Origin of the sequence: Mangrovibacillus sp. Mu-81 (genome assembly GCF_036867415.1) — a bacterium.
In the GTDB taxonomy this organism is placed as follows: domain Bacteria; phylum Bacillota; class Bacilli; order Bacillales; family Bacillaceae_B; genus Rossellomorea.
The window spans coordinates 139,336-157,403 of sequence record NZ_JBAJHU010000006.1 but is presented as its reverse complement, the minus strand read 5'-3'; the positions used below and the strand labels follow the sequence as shown (position 1 = coordinate 157,403).

The 18,068-nt window shown below is 48.0% G+C and carries 15 protein-coding genes; 1 reads left to right on the top strand and 14 read right to left on the bottom strand.

What is annotated here, in order from left to right; genetic code table 11:
- Positions 1-3 precede the first annotated feature (3 nt).
- Positions 4-1,335: an ATP-binding protein gene (locus V6B33_RS14110; protein WP_334218392.1), complete on the bottom strand. Its 1,332-nt coding sequence runs from the start codon at positions 1,333-1,335 to the stop codon at positions 4-6.
- Positions 1,336-1,667: 332 nt separating this feature from the next.
- On the opposite strand from V6B33_RS14110, the gene V6B33_RS14105 reads away from it, so the two are divergent.
- Positions 1,668-1,976: an AbrB/MazE/SpoVT family DNA-binding domain-containing protein gene (locus tag V6B33_RS14105; RefSeq protein WP_334218391.1), complete on the top strand. Its 309-nt coding sequence runs from the start codon at positions 1,668-1,670 to the stop codon at positions 1,974-1,976.
- Positions 1,977-1,999: 23 nt separating this feature from the next.
- Here V6B33_RS14105 and thrB read toward each other — a convergent pair whose 3' ends face one another.
- The 13 genes from thrB to ilvE all read right to left on the bottom strand — a co-directional run bounded on the left by thrB (position 2,000) and on the right by ilvE (position 17,808).
- On the bottom strand, positions 2,000-2,944 hold the full coding sequence (thrB, locus tag V6B33_RS14100; RefSeq protein ID WP_334218390.1) for a homoserine kinase: 945 nt from the start codon (positions 2,942-2,944) through the stop codon (positions 2,000-2,002).
- Complete coding sequence (gene thrC / locus V6B33_RS14095; RefSeq protein ID WP_334218389.1) at positions 2,941-4,002, bottom strand: threonine synthase; 1,062 nt, start codon at positions 4,000-4,002, stop codon at positions 2,941-2,943. Before thrC ends, thrB begins: the two co-directional genes overlap by 4 nt.
- Positions 3,999-5,297: a homoserine dehydrogenase gene (locus V6B33_RS14090; RefSeq protein ID WP_334218388.1), complete on the bottom strand. Its 1,299-nt coding sequence runs from the start codon at positions 5,295-5,297 to the stop codon at positions 3,999-4,001. The genes thrC and V6B33_RS14090 overlap by 4 nt, the downstream gene beginning before the upstream one ends.
- A gap of 246 nt (positions 5,298-5,543) precedes the next feature.
- Positions 5,544-6,527, bottom strand: a complete 984-nt coding sequence (ilvA, locus tag V6B33_RS14085) for a threonine ammonia-lyase (RefSeq protein WP_334218387.1) — start codon at positions 6,525-6,527, stop codon at positions 5,544-5,546.
- A complete protein-coding gene (gene leuD / locus V6B33_RS14080) occupies positions 6,527-7,132 on the bottom strand; it encodes a 3-isopropylmalate dehydratase small subunit (RefSeq protein WP_334218386.1) in 606 nt (201 codons plus the stop codon). The genes ilvA and leuD overlap by 1 nt, the downstream gene beginning before the upstream one ends.
- Before the next feature lie 13 nt (positions 7,133-7,145).
- A complete protein-coding gene (gene leuC / locus V6B33_RS14075; protein WP_334218385.1) occupies positions 7,146-8,561 on the bottom strand; it encodes a 3-isopropylmalate dehydratase large subunit in 1,416 nt (471 codons plus the stop codon).
- A gap of 206 nt (positions 8,562-8,767) precedes the next feature.
- Positions 8,768-9,880, bottom strand: a complete 1,113-nt coding sequence (gene leuB / locus V6B33_RS14070; RefSeq protein ID WP_334218384.1) for a 3-isopropylmalate dehydrogenase — start codon at positions 9,878-9,880, stop codon at positions 8,768-8,770.
- A 69-nt stretch (positions 9,881-9,949) separates the two neighbouring features.
- Complete coding sequence (locus V6B33_RS14065; protein ID WP_334218383.1) at positions 9,950-11,503, bottom strand: 2-isopropylmalate synthase; 1,554 nt, start codon at positions 11,501-11,503, stop codon at positions 9,950-9,952.
- A complete protein-coding gene (ilvC, locus tag V6B33_RS14060) occupies positions 11,490-12,536 on the bottom strand; it encodes a ketol-acid reductoisomerase (RefSeq protein WP_442915530.1) in 1,047 nt (348 codons plus the stop codon). The genes V6B33_RS14065 and ilvC overlap by 14 nt, the downstream gene beginning before the upstream one ends.
- Before the next feature lie 47 nt (positions 12,537-12,583).
- A complete protein-coding gene (ilvN, locus tag V6B33_RS14055; protein WP_172251437.1) occupies positions 12,584-13,105 on the bottom strand; it encodes an acetolactate synthase small subunit in 522 nt (173 codons plus the stop codon).
- On the bottom strand, positions 13,102-14,823 hold the full coding sequence (gene ilvB, locus V6B33_RS14050) for an acetolactate synthase large subunit (RefSeq protein WP_334218382.1): 1,722 nt from the start codon (positions 14,821-14,823) through the stop codon (positions 13,102-13,104). The genes ilvN and ilvB overlap by 4 nt, the downstream gene beginning before the upstream one ends.
- A gap of 405 nt (positions 14,824-15,228) precedes the next feature.
- A complete protein-coding gene (gene ilvD, locus V6B33_RS14045; protein ID WP_334218381.1) occupies positions 15,229-16,893 on the bottom strand; it encodes a dihydroxy-acid dehydratase in 1,665 nt (554 codons plus the stop codon).
- 15 nt (positions 16,894-16,908) lie between these two features.
- Entirely contained in the window at positions 16,909-17,808 is a 900-nt protein-coding gene (gene ilvE, locus V6B33_RS14040) for a branched-chain-amino-acid transaminase (protein WP_334218380.1), read from the bottom strand.
- Between the last annotated feature and the right edge of the window lie 260 nt (positions 17,809-18,068).

Below are 18,068 nucleotides of genomic sequence, written 5' to 3'. Positions count from 1 at the left end.
TGTTCATTTCCTTTCCCTTCGGCAATCGTCAGGATAGTCGGTATCCTTTATCCGCGGTAAGCAGATTTCGACGACTGTGCCTTTTTGTTTTTCACTATGAAAGACAATTTTGCCTTTATGTTTTTCGATGATTTTTTTACAGATGGCGAGCCCCAGCCCGGTACCTTTTTCCTTTGTGGAGTAGAAAGGCTCCCCGATTTTCTCGATTCTTTCCTGTTCCATGCCCGATCCGTTATCAGAGACGACCACGAGTGCGTGTCCCTCTTTTTTATTCAATGAAATGGATACGTTTCCGCTTCGCCCCCCGGGTATGGATTCAACGGCATTTTTTATGATATTAATGAATACTTGCTTCAATTGATTTGCTTCCGCCATAACATAAACCGGCTCAAAAGAATACGGTTTATATTGGATCATAACATTGTCGATGTTCGCCTGTGCTTCCATTAACACGATTACCTGCTGGAGGATGGTATCTACGTTTTCTCGTTGATAATGTAAGTCTTGTTGCTTTCCTAAGATCAGCATTTCCCCCGATATCAAATCGATCCGATCAACTTCTGAAAGCATAATGTCCAGATGATCACGATTCACTGTTCCGGTCGTCTGCATCAGCTGGATGAATCCTTTCAGGGATGTGAGCGGATTTCGGATTTCGTGTGCCACGGCAGCAGCAAGTTGACCGATCACCGACATTTTCTCGGAAGCGATCATCATTTCTTCATTTTTTCTGAATTGAGTGATATCCCTTGCAATGACGAAGACCCCGGTCACTTCCCCGCTGACAATGATCGGGATGAAGGAACACCTGAGAATCTTACTCTTCTTCTTCAAGTGAATGCTGGTTTCAAACATGGATCCTTTTCCTGAGAGCGTTTGAATAAAATGCTCAGTGACAATCTTCACATATTCTTCATCCAGAAATTCACCTAACCGGATATCTTCAAGCTCTTTCTGAGAAGATTCAAGAAGGGCTTCTGCTTCAGGATTGAGAGTCATGATTTTCCCTTTTAAATCCAGTTCAAAGACACCATCCGGGTTATGCTTGAACAATGAATGATAGTGCTCATGCTGAATATACAGCTGCCGTTCTTTTCGTTTCAACTGTTCATTGGATTCTAATACATCTTTCGTTCTTCTGAACACAAGGACATAAAGAATGATTCCCGTGACAAAAATAAAAAACCAGCCTTTGAAGCGCTGAAAGTAGATATACGCTTTCAGTTTTTCATGCGCCAGGATCACAGAAAAATAATCAGATAGGATAATCCACAATATACCGAGCAGAACATAAGCGATAGCGACTCTCAGGGCGATCTCTTTGGCTTTTTTCATATCGAGTGATTCACCTAAATTCACTGTAGTCTTACCTCTATACTTTCACAAATCCTGCCAATTTATCAGTTTTCTTTCTAACGTATACTCTTTTCCACATTTCTCATATATCCACAACCCCCATTATAATAACATAGCGGACCATCAAGGGTATGATAAATAAGAAGAAATCCCATCCCTTTAAGGAAAAAGATCAATATTTCTTCATTCCCTATACACTTCCTGCACTAAACGTCCTTCTCTGCCATATTTCCTATTTTTGCAAAATTCCGTTTAGTCTTTCCAGATTACGGGTTAAAGAGGAAGTATATACTGAAAGAAGGTGTTTCGATATGTTGAGCCAACTGTATGAAAACAAAACCTTCAGCAACAGCGGAATGATCACTTTGCCGAAAAAGTGGAGACAGCAATTCGGACTCATTCCCGGCAGAATGGCGGAGCTCATTTATCAAAACCATTCCATCTATATAAAACGCGCACGCAATGACTCTACAAATAACAAACGATACATCTCTGAAAAAGGAACCGTCCACATCCCCAAAGAACTTCGCGATGAAATGGGCATCACGCCCCAAGATTCTTACAACCTTCACATCAACGTAGAACATAACTGCTTCATCATCACCTATAAAGACCAGTGAACACAAAAGGCCCGTCCCTCGGGTTAAAGCGATGAGGGACGGGCCTTCATTTGATCAGTTTCAAGCAATTCAACTTTACTGCCGGTTGTGTTGATCGTGAGTTTGCGGACATCCATGGCCGGGAAGGATTGCTGCAGCTGTCTCAGTAGCCATTCACCAGCTTCCTGTTCCACGAAGCAGGCAATGGTCGGGCCTGCACCGCTGAGCGCAACACCGAACGCCCCGAATCTGCCTGCGACTTCTTCAACCGCACCGTAGTGAGGAATCAGCTTCTTCCGGTACGGCTGATGGTAGCGGTCCTGCTTCATCATCTTCCCTGCGAGCTCCCAGTCTTGTGTGAGAAACGCCGCCACCAGAACATTGGAAACCGCTCCCGCCGTCACAGCTTCCTTAAAGGTCATCTCTTCCGGAAGAACATTTCTCGAATCGGATGTCTTGAGCTCTGACTTCGGGATCACCGTCACCACCTCGATGGGCAATTGAGCCAGAGGCAGCAGCTTTACGCCTTTCTCCGTCTGACAACTAATGACAAGCCCTCCATACAGGGAGGCACCGACATTATCCGGATGCCCTTCATATTTCGCGGCAATCTCGAGCTTCTCATGTGTAGTAAGATTCAGCCCGCAGGATTCATCTGCAAGTTCAATTCCCGCCACAACTGCTGCTGCGCTTGATCCCAAGCCCCTAGTTAAGGGGATATCGCTGCTCACATAAAGATGGCACGGCTGGACCTTTTTCCCGTACATTTCTGCAACGCTTTGTGCAACCTCGACGATAAAATGCGTTTCATCAGAGGGGAATATCTCAAGCTCCGGTGTCAGGGCCGTCACCAGCCAGGAATCCGACTCTGCAGCTTCCACTGTTAAAAATAGATCAAGTGCCAAACCAAGCGAATCAAATCCCGCTCCTAAATTGGCCGTGCTTGCCGGGACGGTGATTCTCCAGGAACGTGCCCTCCGCTTCTTCATACGCCGATCGTTCCCTTAATGTAATCCTTCACTTTTTCTTTATCATTCGGAAGCTTGACCGGCTGTACTGGACTGTATTCCATGGCCGTCACAGGGTCCTTCAGGCCGTTGCCTGTCAAAACCGCCACGACCTTGCTCCCTTTTTCAAGAATACCTCTTTCCAGGCTCTTCTTAACGCCCGCGATCGAAGCGCAGGAAGCCGGTTCGGCAAATATCCCTTCCTTCTTCGCGAGCAGCCTGTAAGCGTCGAGTATTTCTTCATCTGTCACCTCGTCGATATGGCCTCTGGATTCTTCCAGGGCATTTACTGCATAATCCCAGCTTGCCGGGTTGCCGATGCGAATCGCGGTCGCGATTGTTTCCGGCTGCGGGAACACACGGTTATGGACAAGGGCTGCCGCGCCTGAAGCTTCAAACCCGAACATTCGCGGAAGCGTTGTTTTTTTGCGGAGATGGAACTCTTTGAAACCTTTCCAATAGGCAGATATATTTCCTGCATTGCCGACCGGGATCGCGAGTACGTCGGGTGCCTCCCCCAAGCCTTCGATCACTTCAAACGCTGCGGTCTTCTGTCCTTCCAGCCGATATGGATTGACCGAATTCACAAGCGTCATGGATTCTGTCTTGCTCAATTCGCGCACGATTTCAAGCGCTTCGTCAAAATTGCCCTCGATCGAGATGATCTCCGCTCCGTACATGACGGCCTGTGCAAGCTTTCCTTGAGCGATTTTCCCTTCTGGAATGACGACGATGCACTTGATACCTGCACGTGCAGCATAGGCAGCGGCAGAGGCGGAAGTGTTCCCTGTCGATGCACAAATCACCGTCGAACTTCCATCTTCAATCGCTTTCGCCACTGCGAGGACCATTCCCCTGTCTTTGAAAGAGCCAGTCGGATTTGCTCCTTCAACCTTGGCAAAAAGCTCAATCCCCCATTCATCGGAGAGAGTTTTCAATTCAATCAACGGCGTATTTCCTTCATTCAGGCTTAAAAGGGGTGTCCCGTCCGTGACGGGAAGATATTCACCGTATTGTTCCAGCAATCCCTTCCATTTCATCCCTTTTCTCCTCCTTCCACCCGGTAAGAGCTTTCGATCGAATGGATCGCATGATAATCCTTCAGCTCCATCAAGATATCTTCATAATGATCAAGCGAGGCTTTGTGAGTGATAAGGACGACTTCAGAATATCCTGCTCCATTTAGCGGATTTTGAAGGATTTTCTCAAAACTCACCCCGTGACTAGAGAAAATCGATGTCAGCTTCGCCAGCACTCCGATTTCATCTTGAACATGAAGGCGTAAAAAGTATTGAGACGAAATTTCTTCACGTTCCTTTAATTTTTTCGGGAACTGGGGATTTACTGCACTCTTTCCAGTTACGCCTAATCTCATATTTTTCATGATGCAGACCATATCTGAAACGACGGCTGTAGCGGTAGGAAGACTGCCGGCACCGGGGCCGTAAAACATCGTTTCCCCTACTGCTTCACCGTACACATAAACGGCATTATACTCGTCATTGACGGAAGAAAGCGGGTGCTCATTCAACAATAATGTCGGTTCCACACTCACTTCCACCTTTTCTCCGTCGCGGTGGGCATATCCGATGAGCTTCATTGTGTAACCGAATTGATCTGCATATTCAATGTCTTCTGCGGTCACACCCGTGATTCCCTTCACCTTCACATCGCCCAGATCCACATTCATCGAAAAACCCAATGTCGACATGATCGCCATCTTCCTTGCCGCATCCAGCCCTCCGACATCAGCTGTGGGATCTGCCTCTGCGAAGCCCAGATCCTGCGCTTCTTTCAATACATCCTCAAAGGAGCGCCCCTCTTTCGTCATTTTCGTCAAAATGAAGTTTGTCGTTCCATTGACGATTCCCATCATCTTCGTGATGCGGTCGGATGCCAGACCGTCTACTAAACTCCTTAGTATCGGGATCCCGCCTGCAACACTTGCTTCGTAGAATAAATCACATTCATTTGCCGAAGCAGCTTTCAATAGCTCCGGACCGTGAACAGCCATCAGGTCTTTATTTGCCGTCACCACATGCTTCTTATTCTTCAATGCCTGGAGGAGATGTTCCTTCGTTGCTTCGATTCCTCCCATTACTTCGACCACAATATCAATTTCAGGGTCGGTCAGGACATCTTCTGGATGAAGGGTCAATATTCCATCCTCAATGCTGAGTCCTCTATCCTTTTCCAGTTCCTGAACCAGGGCCTTTTTCACTTTCACAGGACAGCCGATTTGATGCGACAGTTTATCCTGATGGTTCTCAATGATTTTCACTACTCCGGCTCCCACTGTTCCGAGTCCCAAAAGTCCGATTGAAATTGATTCCATAAGTCGAAAACCTCCAATTGTTTATTTCTCGTGTACATTTGTGTTTATATAGAGGACATTATAGTAGAAATAATTTCCTATTACAATACCTAATTTCGTATTTTTTGAATGTAAGAGCTTTCTTGGCTGGTAGATTGGGAAAATAAAGTTCACTTTGAATGGAGCGGTAAACTCTCATAAAACAACTCATTTTAAAAACAGAGGACCGCCCCTGATCTCGGTTTAAGATCGGGAGCCGCCCTTCTTTTATCCGATATAATGAAGTTGACGGACCATCTTGGATAGTTCGCGGTAGACAGGGATTTTGCTTGGATCCGCATTGCCCCCTGAGATGACACATCCGACTTTCTTTCCGTGCACTTTCACTTTATGGCAGATCGCGGCAGCCAGGGATGCTGCCCCTGCGCCCTCTACCAATGTTTTCTCACGTTGCAGCATGAACATCATGGCATACGAGATTTCTTCGTCGGTGACGGTGACCATGTCGTCCACATATTTGCGGATGATCGGGAAGGTCAATTCACCCGGCTTCTTGACAAGGATGCCATCGGCGATTGTGTGCACATGGTTCAGGGATCCTTTGTTTTTGCCTGTGAAGAAATTATAGGTGGCAGGAGCTCCGAGAGCCTGCACTCCGATAATATTCACCTTTGGGTTAAAGGCTTTTACTGCAAGTGCCATGCCCGCAAGCAGTCCGCCTCCGCCTACCGGGACGAGGATCGTCTCCAGATCGCTGAGTTGTTGAAGCATTTCAAGCGCGACGGTTCCCTGGCCCGCCATCACTTTCGGATCATCAAATGCATGAACGAACGTCGAGCCTTTTTCCTTCATTTCTCCAACAGCAGCATGATAGGCTTCATGGTAGGTCTCGCCTTCTAATACGATGTTGGCTCCGTAATGCTTTGTTGCCTCCACTTTTGCAGAAGGAGTCCGCTTCGGCATAAAGATCTTTGAAGACGCGTTCCGCTGTGATGCAGCAAGTGCGACTCCCTGAGCATGATTTCCAGCAGAGGCGCAAATGATGCCCCTTGCTGCTTCCTCTCCGGTCAGCGACATCACCTTATTCATCGCTCCTCTCACCTTAAAGGAGCCGGTTCGCTGCATATTTTCCATCTTCATATAAATCGTCCCGCCTGTGAAAGCATTCAATGTGGAAGACTGCTTTAACGGTGTCCGATGCACTTGACCGCTGATTCTCTCCATCGCTTCTACAACTTCAGCACTGTTCATTAAATTCCCAAGACACTCACCTCATTTTGTTTTTCGTACGTCTCGATTTTTTCCCCGTAATGCATTGTCAGATCGATTTCATCGAGGCCCTTCATCAGCATCGTCTTCCAATATGGATCGACCTCGAACGATGCTATCAGCCCTTCAGAATCACATAACACCTGTGACTCCAGTGACACTTCAATTCGATAGCTTTCCGCTTTCTTCTCATTCTTAAATAGCGCATCCACCGTATTCTCAGGCAGCCGGATCGGCAGGATCCCGTTTTTCAGGCAGTTGTTATAAAAAATGTCTGCAAAGCTTTTGGCAATGACTACTTTAAAACCGAAATCCTGCAGCGACCATGGAGCATGTTCCCGTGATGAGCCGCAGCCGAAATTTTTCCCTCCGAGGAGGAATTCAGCGTCATTATATTGGGGTGTATCAAGCTGAAAGTCTTCTCTCAGTGTCTTGCCGTCGTCTTCAAATCGCCAGTGATAAAAAAGGAACTTCCCGAACCCTTTACGCTCGATTCTTTTTAAAAATTGCTTCGGTATGATCTGGTCTGTATCGACATTGTCACGTTGAAGAGGAAATACTTTTCCTTCAAGATGATTGATTGCCATTGGCCCGCCTCCTTTAGGATATTGTTGCTGCCTTTAATCTTCTTACATCAGTCAGTTTACCGGTCACCGCCGCTGCTGCTGCCATCGCAGGACTGAGAAGATGAGTCCGTGACCCGTTGCCCTGACGTCCTTCGAAATTCCGGTTAGATGTTGATGCACAGCGCTTCCCAGGCGGAACGATGTCATCATTCATCGCCAGGCACATGCTGCATCCTGCCTCTCTCCATTCAAATCCTGCTTCTTTAAAAATGTCATGAAGACCTTCTGCTTCTGCCGCTTGTTTGACTTTGAACGAACCCGGCACCACCAGTGCGGTTACTTCCGTATTCACTTTATGGCCTTTCACCACTTCTGCTGCCGCTCTCAGATCACTCAATCGTGAGTTTGTACACGAACCGATGAATACATAATCAACTTCGATGTCTTCAATCGGCATTCCGGCTTCGAGCCCCATATAGCGGAGAGCTCTTTCCGTGCCTTCCTGGTCGGAAGGATCCTGGAAATCTTCAGGATGAGGGACTGAGCTCGAAATGCCTGCCCCCATTCCCGGATTCGTTCCCCATGTCACATGAGGTTCGATGTCTTCGCCTTTGATGGTGATATGGTCATCGTATACGGCATCATGGTCACTTTGAAGGGAAATCCATTCTGCTTTCAGCTCCTCGTACGATTTGTGTTTAGGCAAATGCTCCCTTCCTTCAAGATAATCGAATGTCACCTCATCAGGAGAAATCAGCCCTGCTTTCGCTCCAGCTTCGATACTCATATTGCAGACAGTCATCCGTTCTTCCATCGTCAGATTCCTGATGACGTCTCCAGTGAACTCTATGACATAACCTGTACCGAACCCCACTCCATAAGCAGTAATGATATGGAGGATGACATCCTTTGCCGATACACCGAAACCAAGTTCACCTGAAACTTCGACCTGCATCGTTTTCGGTTTGGACTGCCAGAGTGTCTGAGTTGCCAGCACATGTTCCACTTCACTGGTCCCGATTCCGAAAGCAAGGGCACCGAACGCTCCGTGAGTCGATGTATGACTGTCTCCGCAAACGATGGTTTTACCAGGCTGTGTAAGACCCAGCTCGGGCCCGATGACATGAACGATCCCCTGATCGGGATGGTGGATGTCAGACAGTTCCACATTGAACTCTCCGCAATTTTTCTTCAGTGTATCCATTTGAAGTTTTGCAATTTGATCCCGGACAATATGCCGTTCCCGGGTCGGTACATTGTGGTCCATCGTCGCATAGGTCAAATCCGGCCTTCTTACCTTCCTGCCCTTAAGCCGAAGTCCCTCAAAGGCCTGGGGAGACGTAACCTCATGAACAAGGTGCAGATCGATATACAGTAAATCCGGCTTTCCCTTTTCTTCGTGTACAATATGTTTCTCCCATATCTTTTCAATGATATTCTTCCCTGCCATGATCTCCCTCCTGTGTTTGTTTTATTTATAGTTTCAGTAGCTGCATTGATCAATGAAGCTGTTTTTGATCGGAATTTCAGTTATATGATCGAAAATCGAAATATATGATCGATATTTCTGTTTTATGATTGAAATGATAAATTTATGATCGAATTACCGATTTGTCGACACAAAACGAACAATTTCGACATTCATACCTCTCGTCCCTACAAATAGGCAGCCAGGATCGAGCTCAACGCATGATCCGCTTCAAGACGCTCTACCACAAGCTGGCTCATCGCCCCTGTCCCGACAACGGTTCCTCGGCCCATTGTCCACAGGTCGCCGGTTCGGTAGCCTGCATTCAATACTTCCTGCACTCCCATTTCGATCATTTCTGCTTCTTCTTTCAAACCGAACGAGTGTCGGAGCATCATCGCAACCGATAGAATCATAGCGAGCGGATTGGCTTTTCCTTTGCCTGCGATATCCGGTGCAGATCCATGGACCGGTTCATATAATCCGAATGAATCTTCTCTTAAACTTGCAGAAGGCAGCATCCCCAGAGAACCGGTGATCATGGAAGCTTCATCGCTCAGGATGTCACCAAACATATTCTCGGTTACCAGTACGTCAAATTGCTTTGGCTGATACATCAGCTTCATGGCCGCTACGTCCACAAGCATGTGCTCGACTTCGACATCGGGATATTCGACTGCTACTTCATTCACGACTTCACGCCACATCCGGCTCGTTTCCAACACATTGGCCTTATCCACGGATGTTAATTTTTTCTTTCGCTTCCTGGCCAGCACAAAAGCTTTACGGACGATCCGTTCAATTTCGCTGCGTTCGTACACCAGTGTATCGACCGCTGTTTCATCGTTCTTGCCCTGACGGCCGGAGGGTTGACCGAAGTATAATCCTCCCGTTAACTCGCGTACAATCACCAGATCAACATCTTCCACTATTTCTTTTTTTAACGGTGAAGCATTCAGTAAGCTTTCGAATGCTTTCACGGGGCGTAGATTGGCAAATAGATTGAATTCTTTCCGGATGGCGAGAAGTCCTTTTTCCGGGCGCTGCTGCTTCGGAAGGTTCTCCCATTTGGGACCGCCGACCGCTCCAAGCAGGACGGCATCACTTTCCCTGCAAAGCTTGATGGTTTCAGGAGGTAAGGGTGTACCGAACCGGTCGACTGCCGCTCCGCCGATGTATCCTTTTTCCACTTCGAATTCATGGCCGAACCAGTCACCCACCGCTTTCAGTACTTCTAATGCACCATCCATGATTTCTTGACCGATTCCGTCTCCAGGCAACACTGCGATTTTTTTCTTCATTAGAACTACCTCCTGTTTTAGTGAAAACACCCGCCTGGCGACAGGTGCTTCCCATATTTTTTTATGAATCTATACGCCTGCTCTAACTGCCACTTTCTCTTTCAACGACGATTTCTGCTGCAGCAATCGATTCACTGCGTTCAGGTAAGCACGGGCGGATGCTTCGAGTACATCCTGCGCCGTTCCGCGGCCGCTTGTGTTTTCTCCGTCATATTCAAGGCGGACATATACTTCAGCAAGGGCATCACGGCCGCCGCCGACTGAGTTGATCTTGTAATCAAGAAGCCTGGATGGAGAAGGGAGCATCAACTCGATTGTGTTGTAGATGGCTTCCACGCTTCCCGATCCGGTTGAGGCAAGCTGCTTCAAGTTTCCGTTATCATCACGAAGCTCGATCGTTGCAGTCGGTATATTATCCATCCCGTACTGAACCTGCATTCTTTCCAGTTTGAAGCCTGCCCCTTCGGCAATTTCCGTCTGCTTGTTTGTCAGGATGCTGAAGAGGTCTTCATCGACGATTTCCTTCTTTTTATCAGCCAGTTCTTTAAAGGTCTGGAATGCTTCATTCAACTTTTCATCTGTCAGCTCGAAACCGAGTTCAACGGCTTTATTTTTAAACGCATGGCGTCCTGAATGCTTTCCTAGTACAAGTCTTGTGGAATTTACACCGATCAATTCAGGAGTAATGATTTCGTAGGTCGTCTTCTCCTTCAGCATGCCATCCTGATGGATACCGGATTCGTGAGCGAATGCGTTGTTCCCGACGACCGCCTTGTTGGCAGGGACCCTCATTCCGGTCAGTTTACTGACAAGTGCGCTGGTTTTCTTAATTTCATCAAGCTTCAGGCGTGTTGTTGCTTCGTAAAAATCTTCTCGGATCCGCAGAGCGACTGCGATTTCCTCGAGTGCTGCGTTTCCGGCACGCTCTCCAATCCCGTTGATGGTACCTTCGATTTGATCGGCCCCATTTTCAATCGCAGCAAGTGAGTTGGCTGTCGCCATCCCAAGATCGTCATGACAGTGGGCCGATAATTTCACTCCGTCGATATTCGGGACGTTCTCCCGTACAAACCGGAATATCTCCCCGTACTCCCGGGGTGACATATAACCGACTGTATCCGGGAGGTTGATGACAGAGGCACCTGCATCAATCACCTTTTCCATGATTTTTACAAGGAAATTCAAGTCCGACCTTCCGGCATCTTCTGCCGACCACTGGACGACCGGGAAGAACTTCTTCGCGTATTTCACCGTTTCGACTGCTTTTTCAATGACCTGATCCGGCGTCATCTTCAGCTTGTGGGTCATATGGATCGGTGAAGTAGCAATAAAGACGTGAAGCCTTGGCTCGGCAGTCGTTTTAAGCGATTCCCATACAGCATCGATATCGCGTATACTCGCTCTCGCCAATCCGGTCACCGAGCTGTTTTTAATCGTTTCACCGATTCGTTTCACTGCATCGAAGTCGCCTTTTGAAGCTGCAGGAAACCCAGCTTCAATCACATCGACTCCAAGGCGTTCAAGCTGCTTAGCCACTTCGATTTTTTCTACGGTGTTCAGGTTTACACCGGCCGATTGTTCCCCGTCTCTAAGTGTCGTATCAAAAATATCAATGGTTCGCACTCGCTACCACTTCCTTCTCCTCTTTTTTAGAAGACTTCGGTTGCACAAACGGCATCATTTTGCGAAGCTCTTTACCGACTTTTTCGATTTCATGCTGGCTTTCACGCTTATTGATGGCGTTGAATTCCGGACGGTTCGCCTGGTTTTCCAGGATCCAGCCTTTTGCAAATTTTCCTGTTTGAATGTCTGTCAGCACTTCTTGCATGCGTGCTTTCGTTTCTTCATTCACAACGCGGGGACCTGAAACGAAATCTCCCCATTGTGCCGTATCTGAAATCGAATAGCGCATGCCTTCGAGTCCTTGTTCGTACATTAAATCAACGATCAGTTTCAATTCGTGCAGACATTCAAAGTATGCAACTTCTTTCTGATAACCGGCTTCAACGAGCGTTTCGAATCCTGCTTTCACCAAAGAAGTCAACCCTCCGCATAATACGGCCTGTTCCCCGAATAGATCGGTTTCCGTTTCTTCCTGGAAAGTGGTTTCAAGGATTCCTGCACGACCGGCTCCGACACCTTTCGCGTAGGCAAGTGCTACGTCGCGCGCCTGGCCTGATACGTCCTGGTGAACTCCGAATAATGCCGGTACGCCCGCTCCTTCTTCGAATGTTCTGCGAACAAGATGACCCGGGCCTTTAGGTGCAACCAGGAATACATCGACGTCTTCAGGAGGAACAACCTGGCTAAAGTGGATGTTGAATCCGTGAGCGAATGCCAATGCTTTTCCGGATGACAGCGCTGGTTTGATTTCTGCTTCATACACCTTAGGCTGATGTTCATCTGGAAGAAGAACCATGATCACATCTGCCTGTTCGCATGCTTCGCGGACTGAATAGACGTCCAATCCATCTTCTACCGCCTGGTCCCATGATTTCCCTTTTCTTAATCCGACCACTACATCAAATCCGCTTTCTTTCAAGTTCTGTGCATGTGCATGGCCTTGTGAACCGTATCCTACAACTGCAACCTTCTTCCCTTTTAAAACCTCTTCCTTCACATCTCCGTTATAATAAACCTTTACCATTTCGCTCATCCTCTCCAATTTTTTTATTAAATTCACGCCGTTTAGCGATGTTTCCTTTAATTTACGATTGAATACTGCTTGAGGTCCGTAACCGATTTCCCATTGCCCCTTGCGAAGGCAGTGATTCCGGTACGGGCGATTTCTTTGATGCCATAAGGTCTTAGTAGATCGATGATGGCTTCAATCTTTGACGTTTCGCCCGTTACCTGGACGGTCACGCTGTCACGCGCCACATCGATGATCGAAGCCCGGAACGGTTCGACGATGCCGTTGATTTCGGATCTTGTCTGGCCGGTGCTCAACACTTTGATGAGCGCCAGTTCGCGGGCGACGACGCCTTGGTCGGTGATGTCTGTTACTTTCAATACGTCGATTTGTTTATGAAGCTGCTTCATCAGCTGTTCTATTTTCCGGTCGTCCTCCACGTTGACGACGAAGGTCATTCTCGAAATCCCTTCGACTTCGGTGTAGCCCACCGAGATACTTTCGATGTTGAACTGGCGCTTCGTGAATAATCCCGTTACCCGGTTGAGAACACCGCTCCGGTTATGCACCAGTGCCGTTACAATCCGCTTCATGGTTTCACCCCTAACATTTCGTGGATTCCTTTGCCTGGAGCGACCATTGGGTAGACATTTTCCTTAGGGTTCACCAGGCAGTCGATCAGGACAGGTTCGTCACTTGTCAATGCTTCTTTCAAAACACATTCCGCTTCTTCCTGGTTTTTCACCCTGTACCCCTTGATTCCGTATGATTCTGCCAGTTTCACAAAATCTGGCTGCAGGGAGAAGAGTGATTGGGAATATCGCTCTTCATAGAAAGTTTCCTGCCACTGCCTCACCATTCCGAGTGTGCTGTTGTTCAGGAGCACCACTTTCACAGGAAGATTGAGTTCTTTTAATAAAACCAGCTCCTGCAGCGTCATCTGGAACCCGCCGTCACCGACAAAGGCAACCACTTTGCTTGCAGGGTTGGCGAGCTGAGCTCCGATTGCCGCCGGAAATCCGAAGCCCATTGTGCCCAATCCTCCCGATGTGACCCAGTTATTCGGCTTTTTGAACGAATAGTATTGGGCTGCCCACATCTGATGCTGGCCGACATCGGTAGTGACGACCGCTTCGCCGTTCGTCATTTCATATACCTGTTCGATCAGCAGCTGGGGGGACAGCACATCATTCGTCTTGGTATACCAGAAAGGATTCTCAAGTTTATACGCCTGCAGATGCCGGTGCCATTCTTCCGTATCCCCTCTGACAGCCTCATGTTCAAGGATCTTCAGGAGTGCTTCCCTGGAGTCTGCCACGATCGGTATGTGGGTCGTCACGTTCTTCCCGATTTCGGCAGGGTCGATATCGATATGAACGACCTTCGCCTTCGGGGCAAAAGTGGCAAGATTCCCGGTTAGCCTGTCGTCAAACCTTGCTCCTATATTGATTAAGAGATCACATTCATAAAGGGCCATATTGCTTGTATAGCAGCCATGCATCCCGGCCATGCCCAGGAATAAAGGATGATCCGCCGGAAAACCTCCCAAGCCTAATAGTGTGTGAATAACAGGAAGTTCATAGAGTTCTGCAAAGTTTTTTAATTCTTCTGACGCTTTACCGTGCAAAACGCCAGCCCCCGCTAGGATCACAGGCTTCTTAGACACTTTGATCGCATCGACGAGTTTCCTTATCTGCAGCGGATTCGGATGCAGGTTCGGCTGATAACCCGGCAGGTCCATTTCCACCTCTTTCACCGGAGGGGCATCCTGTACCGTCAGATCCTTTGGAATATCCACCAGTACTGGACCCGGCCGGCCGGTGGAGGCAATGTGAAAGGCTTCTTTCACGATTCTCGGTAAATCCTTGATGTCGCGGACCTGATAATTATGCTTCGTAATCGGCATCGTGATCCCGACTACATCCGCTTCCTGGAAGGCATCGGTTCCGATGACGCCTGAAGCGACCTGGCCTGTAAAGATGACAAGCGGAAGCGAATCCATCATTGCATCTGCGATTCCGGTAACCAGATTGGTAGCGCCTGGTCCTGATGTCGCAATGACAACACCCGGTTTTCCCGACACCCTCGCGTATCCTTCAGCAGCATGGATGGCCCCTTGCTCATGCCTGGCGAGAACGTGCCTGATCGGGGCTTTGTACAGAGCATCATAGATTGGCAGGACTGCTCCACCCGGATACCCAAACAGAATATCAACTTGTTCCTCCCTTAAAGCCTTCATGAGCATGTCAGCACCGTTGACTTTTTCTGCCTGTGCCTGTGAAGCTGGTTCTGCCTCTAACTTAGCTCTCATTTTTAATCTCCTCCTTTTATTCGAAATGCGCAGCCGTTAATCTGCTGCTTCAACCCATCACTCAGCAGTTGACTCGTTCCAGTTGATTTCCATATAAAAAAGCCCTTCCACCCACTACGACAGAATACTATCTTTCGCAGGGGCGAAAAGGCTTTGATCCTTTCCACGGTACCACCCTAGTTCAGAGACAAGCGCGCAGGCTGTCTCCCTCAGCAGACTGATCTACTCTTTCATCAGTCTTTGTTTTTGTAACGAGTAACAACTACTCGATCGTTCCTACTCCTGATTTTCAGAACGATACTCAGAGGGGATGTCGGCATCGGGTGTATTACTGGTTTGCAGCACCACCAGCTCTCTGGAAATACACTTTCCGATCCTTTTACCTCTTCAACGCTTTAAACGTTATTACGTTTTCAAGATTCCACCTGTACTTGCGGATGTTACTAGCTTTGCGTATCTTGCAAGATATCCTTTTTTGATCTTTGGAGGGGGCTGTTCCCATTCCAGCTGTCTGAATTTCAGTTCTTCTTCCGATACCATCAATGATATGGTGCGGTTCGTTAAGTCGATAAAGATCGCATCGCCGTTTTCAACGACGCCGATCGGACCGCCTTCAGCGGCTTCCGGCGAAACATGCCCGATCGAGATTCCGCGGGATGCACCGGAGAATCGTCCGTCTGTCATGAGTGCCACTTTCTTTTCGAGGCCCCTTCCGGCAATCGCAGCCGTTGGAGCAAGCATCTCAGGCATCCCGGGACCTCCTTTCGGCCCCTCATACCGTATGACGACGACGTGTCCTTCTTTTACCTCCCCGCTCTCGATTCCTGCGAGTGCATCGTCCTGTGATTCATAAACGATGGCTTCACCCATGAATGTTTTGATCGAAGGGTCGACCGCCCCGACTTTGATGACGCCACCATCCGGGGCAATGTTTCCGAATAAGACGGATAACCCACCCACCGGACTGTGGGCAGTGTCTTTTTGACGAATCACATCTTCATTCCGGATGTGGGCTTCTTTGACATTTTCGTAAAGTGAATTTCCGGTGACGGTGATCCGGTCTTTGTGCACCGCGCCCATTTCACATAATTCCTTGATGATGGCACTGACGCCGCCTGCATTGTGAACATCCTGCATGGAATAGTCGGATGCCGGACTTATTTTGGATAAATAAGGGACTCGTTCTGCCACCTTATTGATTCTGTTAATGTCATAATCGATTTCTGCTTCGTTCGCGATCGCCAATGTATGAAGGACGGTATTGGTTGAACCGCCCATCGCCATATCCAGCGCGAAGGCATCGTCAATCGTGTCTTCCGTGATGATGTCCCGGGGCTTGATATCTTTCTTCACCATCTCCACTAAGTGCTTTGCAGCATCTTTGATCAATTGATGGCGTTCTGCTGAAGTGGCAACAATCGTCCCGTTCCCCGGAGGAGCCATACCGAGCATTTCCATCAGTGAATTCATTGAATTCGCGGTGAACATCCCCGAACATGATCCGCAGGTCGGACAGGCGTTCTGCTCAATATCCAGCAGCTGTTCTGCCGTCATCCTGCCTGACTGGTGAGCGCCGACCCCTTCAAACACAGATACGAGGGATAATGGACTTCCGTCACTCGATACCCCCGCTTCCATCGGACCGCCTGATACGAAGACGGAAGGGACATTCGTCCTGACGGATGCCATCAGCATCCCGGGGGTAATTTTGTCACAATTCGGAATGTAAAAGACTCCGTCAAACCAATGGGCGTTGATCACTGTTTCAGCTGAATCTGCGATGAGCTCCCTGCTTGGCAATGAATATCTCATGCCGATATGCCCCATTGCGATTCCGTCGTCCACCCCGATTGTGTTGAATTCGAACGGGATTCCGCCAGCTTCGCGGATGGCCTCTTTCACCACCTGGGCAAACCCATTTAGATGCATATGACCGGGAATGATGTCTATATAAGAGTTACAGACTCCGATGAATGGTTTTTCAAGGTCTTCCAGTTTGACCCCCGTCGCATAAAGTAAACTGCGGTGCGGGGCCCTGTCGATTCCTTTCTTGATCATGTCACTGCGCACTTCATCACCTCCAACTTATCCGACTTGGGCATTTTGTTTGTAAACTTTTCTTCCATCCTGCGTGACAGTATTTCTGAATTCCTGCAATAATTGATTTGTATAAGAACCAGGCTTGCCGTCACCGATGATGCGTCCGTCAACCTTGACGACCGCGATGACTTCTGCTGCCGTCCCGGTTAAGAATACTTCGTCTGCTGTATAGACATCGTGACGGGTAAATACCTCTTCTTTAATATCCCAGCCCAGGTTATCTGCAATTTCGATGATCGCATTCCGGGTGATCCCTTCAAGTGCCCCGACATAGCCTGGAGGTGTAAGGATCTTTCCTTTTTTCACGATGAAGATGTTGTCGGCAGAACCTTCTGCTACGTATCCTTGATCGTTCATCATGAGAGCTTCGCTTACCCCTGCAAGATTTGCCTCGATTTTTACTAGAATGTTATTTAAATAGTTCAGGGATTTCACTTTAGGGGAAAGGACATCTGCCCGATTCCGCCGGCTTGCGACCGATACGATTTCAATGCCTGTTTCATATAGGTTTTTCGGGAAAAGAGCCAGTTGTTCTGCGATGACGATCAGCTGCGGTCTGCTGCAGGAAAACGGGTCAAGTCCAAGGTTCCCTACACCGCGTGAAATGACTACCCTGATGTAGGCATTCTCAAGCTGATTCTTCTTTAATGTATCCACGATGATGTCGCACATTTCTTCTTTCGACACTTCGATATTGAGCATGATGGCTTTTGCTGAATCATAAAGGCGATCAACATGTTCTTCCAGACGGAATACATTTCCATCGTACATCCGAATCCCTTCGAACACTCCATCTCCATAAAGAAAACCATGGTCGTAAACAGATACGACTGCGTCTTCCTTTTTAACGTATTGACCGTCCAAATAGATCCATTGTTCGTTCATGTTAATCATTCCTTTCCCGGTTGAATTGGTTTTTTATAATAAAGAGATTTTTGCTGATTTGCAGCTTGTGTGGACTGCTGCAGTGGAGCCTTTTTTCAATAGCCTCGGTCTGCGTATACGAATCAGCCGATGACCGGTTTGTTCCGGCTCGTAAATTTATATTGAGGACAATATTACGCCCGTTTGTTGGGAAGGTCAACAGTATTTTTGTAAATTTTTTGACTATTTAGATTTATCTGATTTATAGTAACCGCTTACAT

What these genes read in the sequence shown, in the direction of transcription:
- V6B33_RS14110 (WP_334218392.1), bottom strand. Translation starts at nt 1,335, where the DNA reads ATGAAAAAAGCCAAAGAGATCGCCCTGAGAGTCGCTATCGCTTATGTT.
- V6B33_RS14105 (WP_334218391.1), top strand. Translation starts at nt 1,668, where the DNA reads ATGTTGAGCCAACTGTATGAAAACAAAACCTTCAGCAACAGCGGAATG.
- thrB (WP_334218390.1), bottom strand. Translation starts at nt 2,944, where the DNA reads ATGAAGAAGCGGAGGGCACGTTCCTGGAGAATCACCGTCCCGGCAAGC.
- thrC (WP_334218389.1), bottom strand. Translation starts at nt 4,002, where the DNA reads ATGAAATGGAAGGGATTGCTGGAACAATACGGTGAATATCTTCCCGTC.
- V6B33_RS14090 (WP_334218388.1), bottom strand. Translation starts at nt 5,297, where the DNA reads ATGGAATCAATTTCAATCGGACTTTTGGGACTCGGAACAGTGGGAGCC.
- ilvA (WP_334218387.1), bottom strand. Translation starts at nt 6,527, where the DNA reads ATGAACAGTGCTGAAGTTGTAGAAGCGATGGAGAGAATCAGCGGTCAA.
- leuD (WP_334218386.1), bottom strand. Translation starts at nt 7,132, where the DNA reads ATGGCAATCAATCATCTTGAAGGAAAAGTATTTCCTCTTCAACGTGAC.
- leuC (WP_334218385.1), bottom strand. Translation starts at nt 8,561, where the DNA reads ATGGCAGGGAAGAATATCATTGAAAAGATATGGGAGAAACATATTGTA.
- leuB (WP_334218384.1), bottom strand. Translation starts at nt 9,880, where the DNA reads ATGAAGAAAAAAATCGCAGTGTTGCCTGGAGACGGAATCGGTCAAGAA.
- ilvC (WP_442915530.1), bottom strand. Translation starts at nt 12,536, where the DNA reads ATGAGCGAAATGGTAAAGGTTTATTATAACGGAGATGTGAAGGAAGAG.
- ilvN (WP_172251437.1), bottom strand. Translation starts at nt 13,105, where the DNA reads ATGAAGCGGATTGTAACGGCACTGGTGCATAACCGGAGCGGTGTTCTC.
- ilvB (WP_334218382.1), bottom strand. Translation starts at nt 14,823, where the DNA reads ATGAGAGCTAAGTTAGAGGCAGAACCAGCTTCACAGGCACAGGCAGAA.
- ilvE (WP_334218380.1), bottom strand. Translation starts at nt 17,808, where the DNA reads ATGAACGAACAATGGATCTATTTGGACGGTCAATACGTTAAAAAGGAA.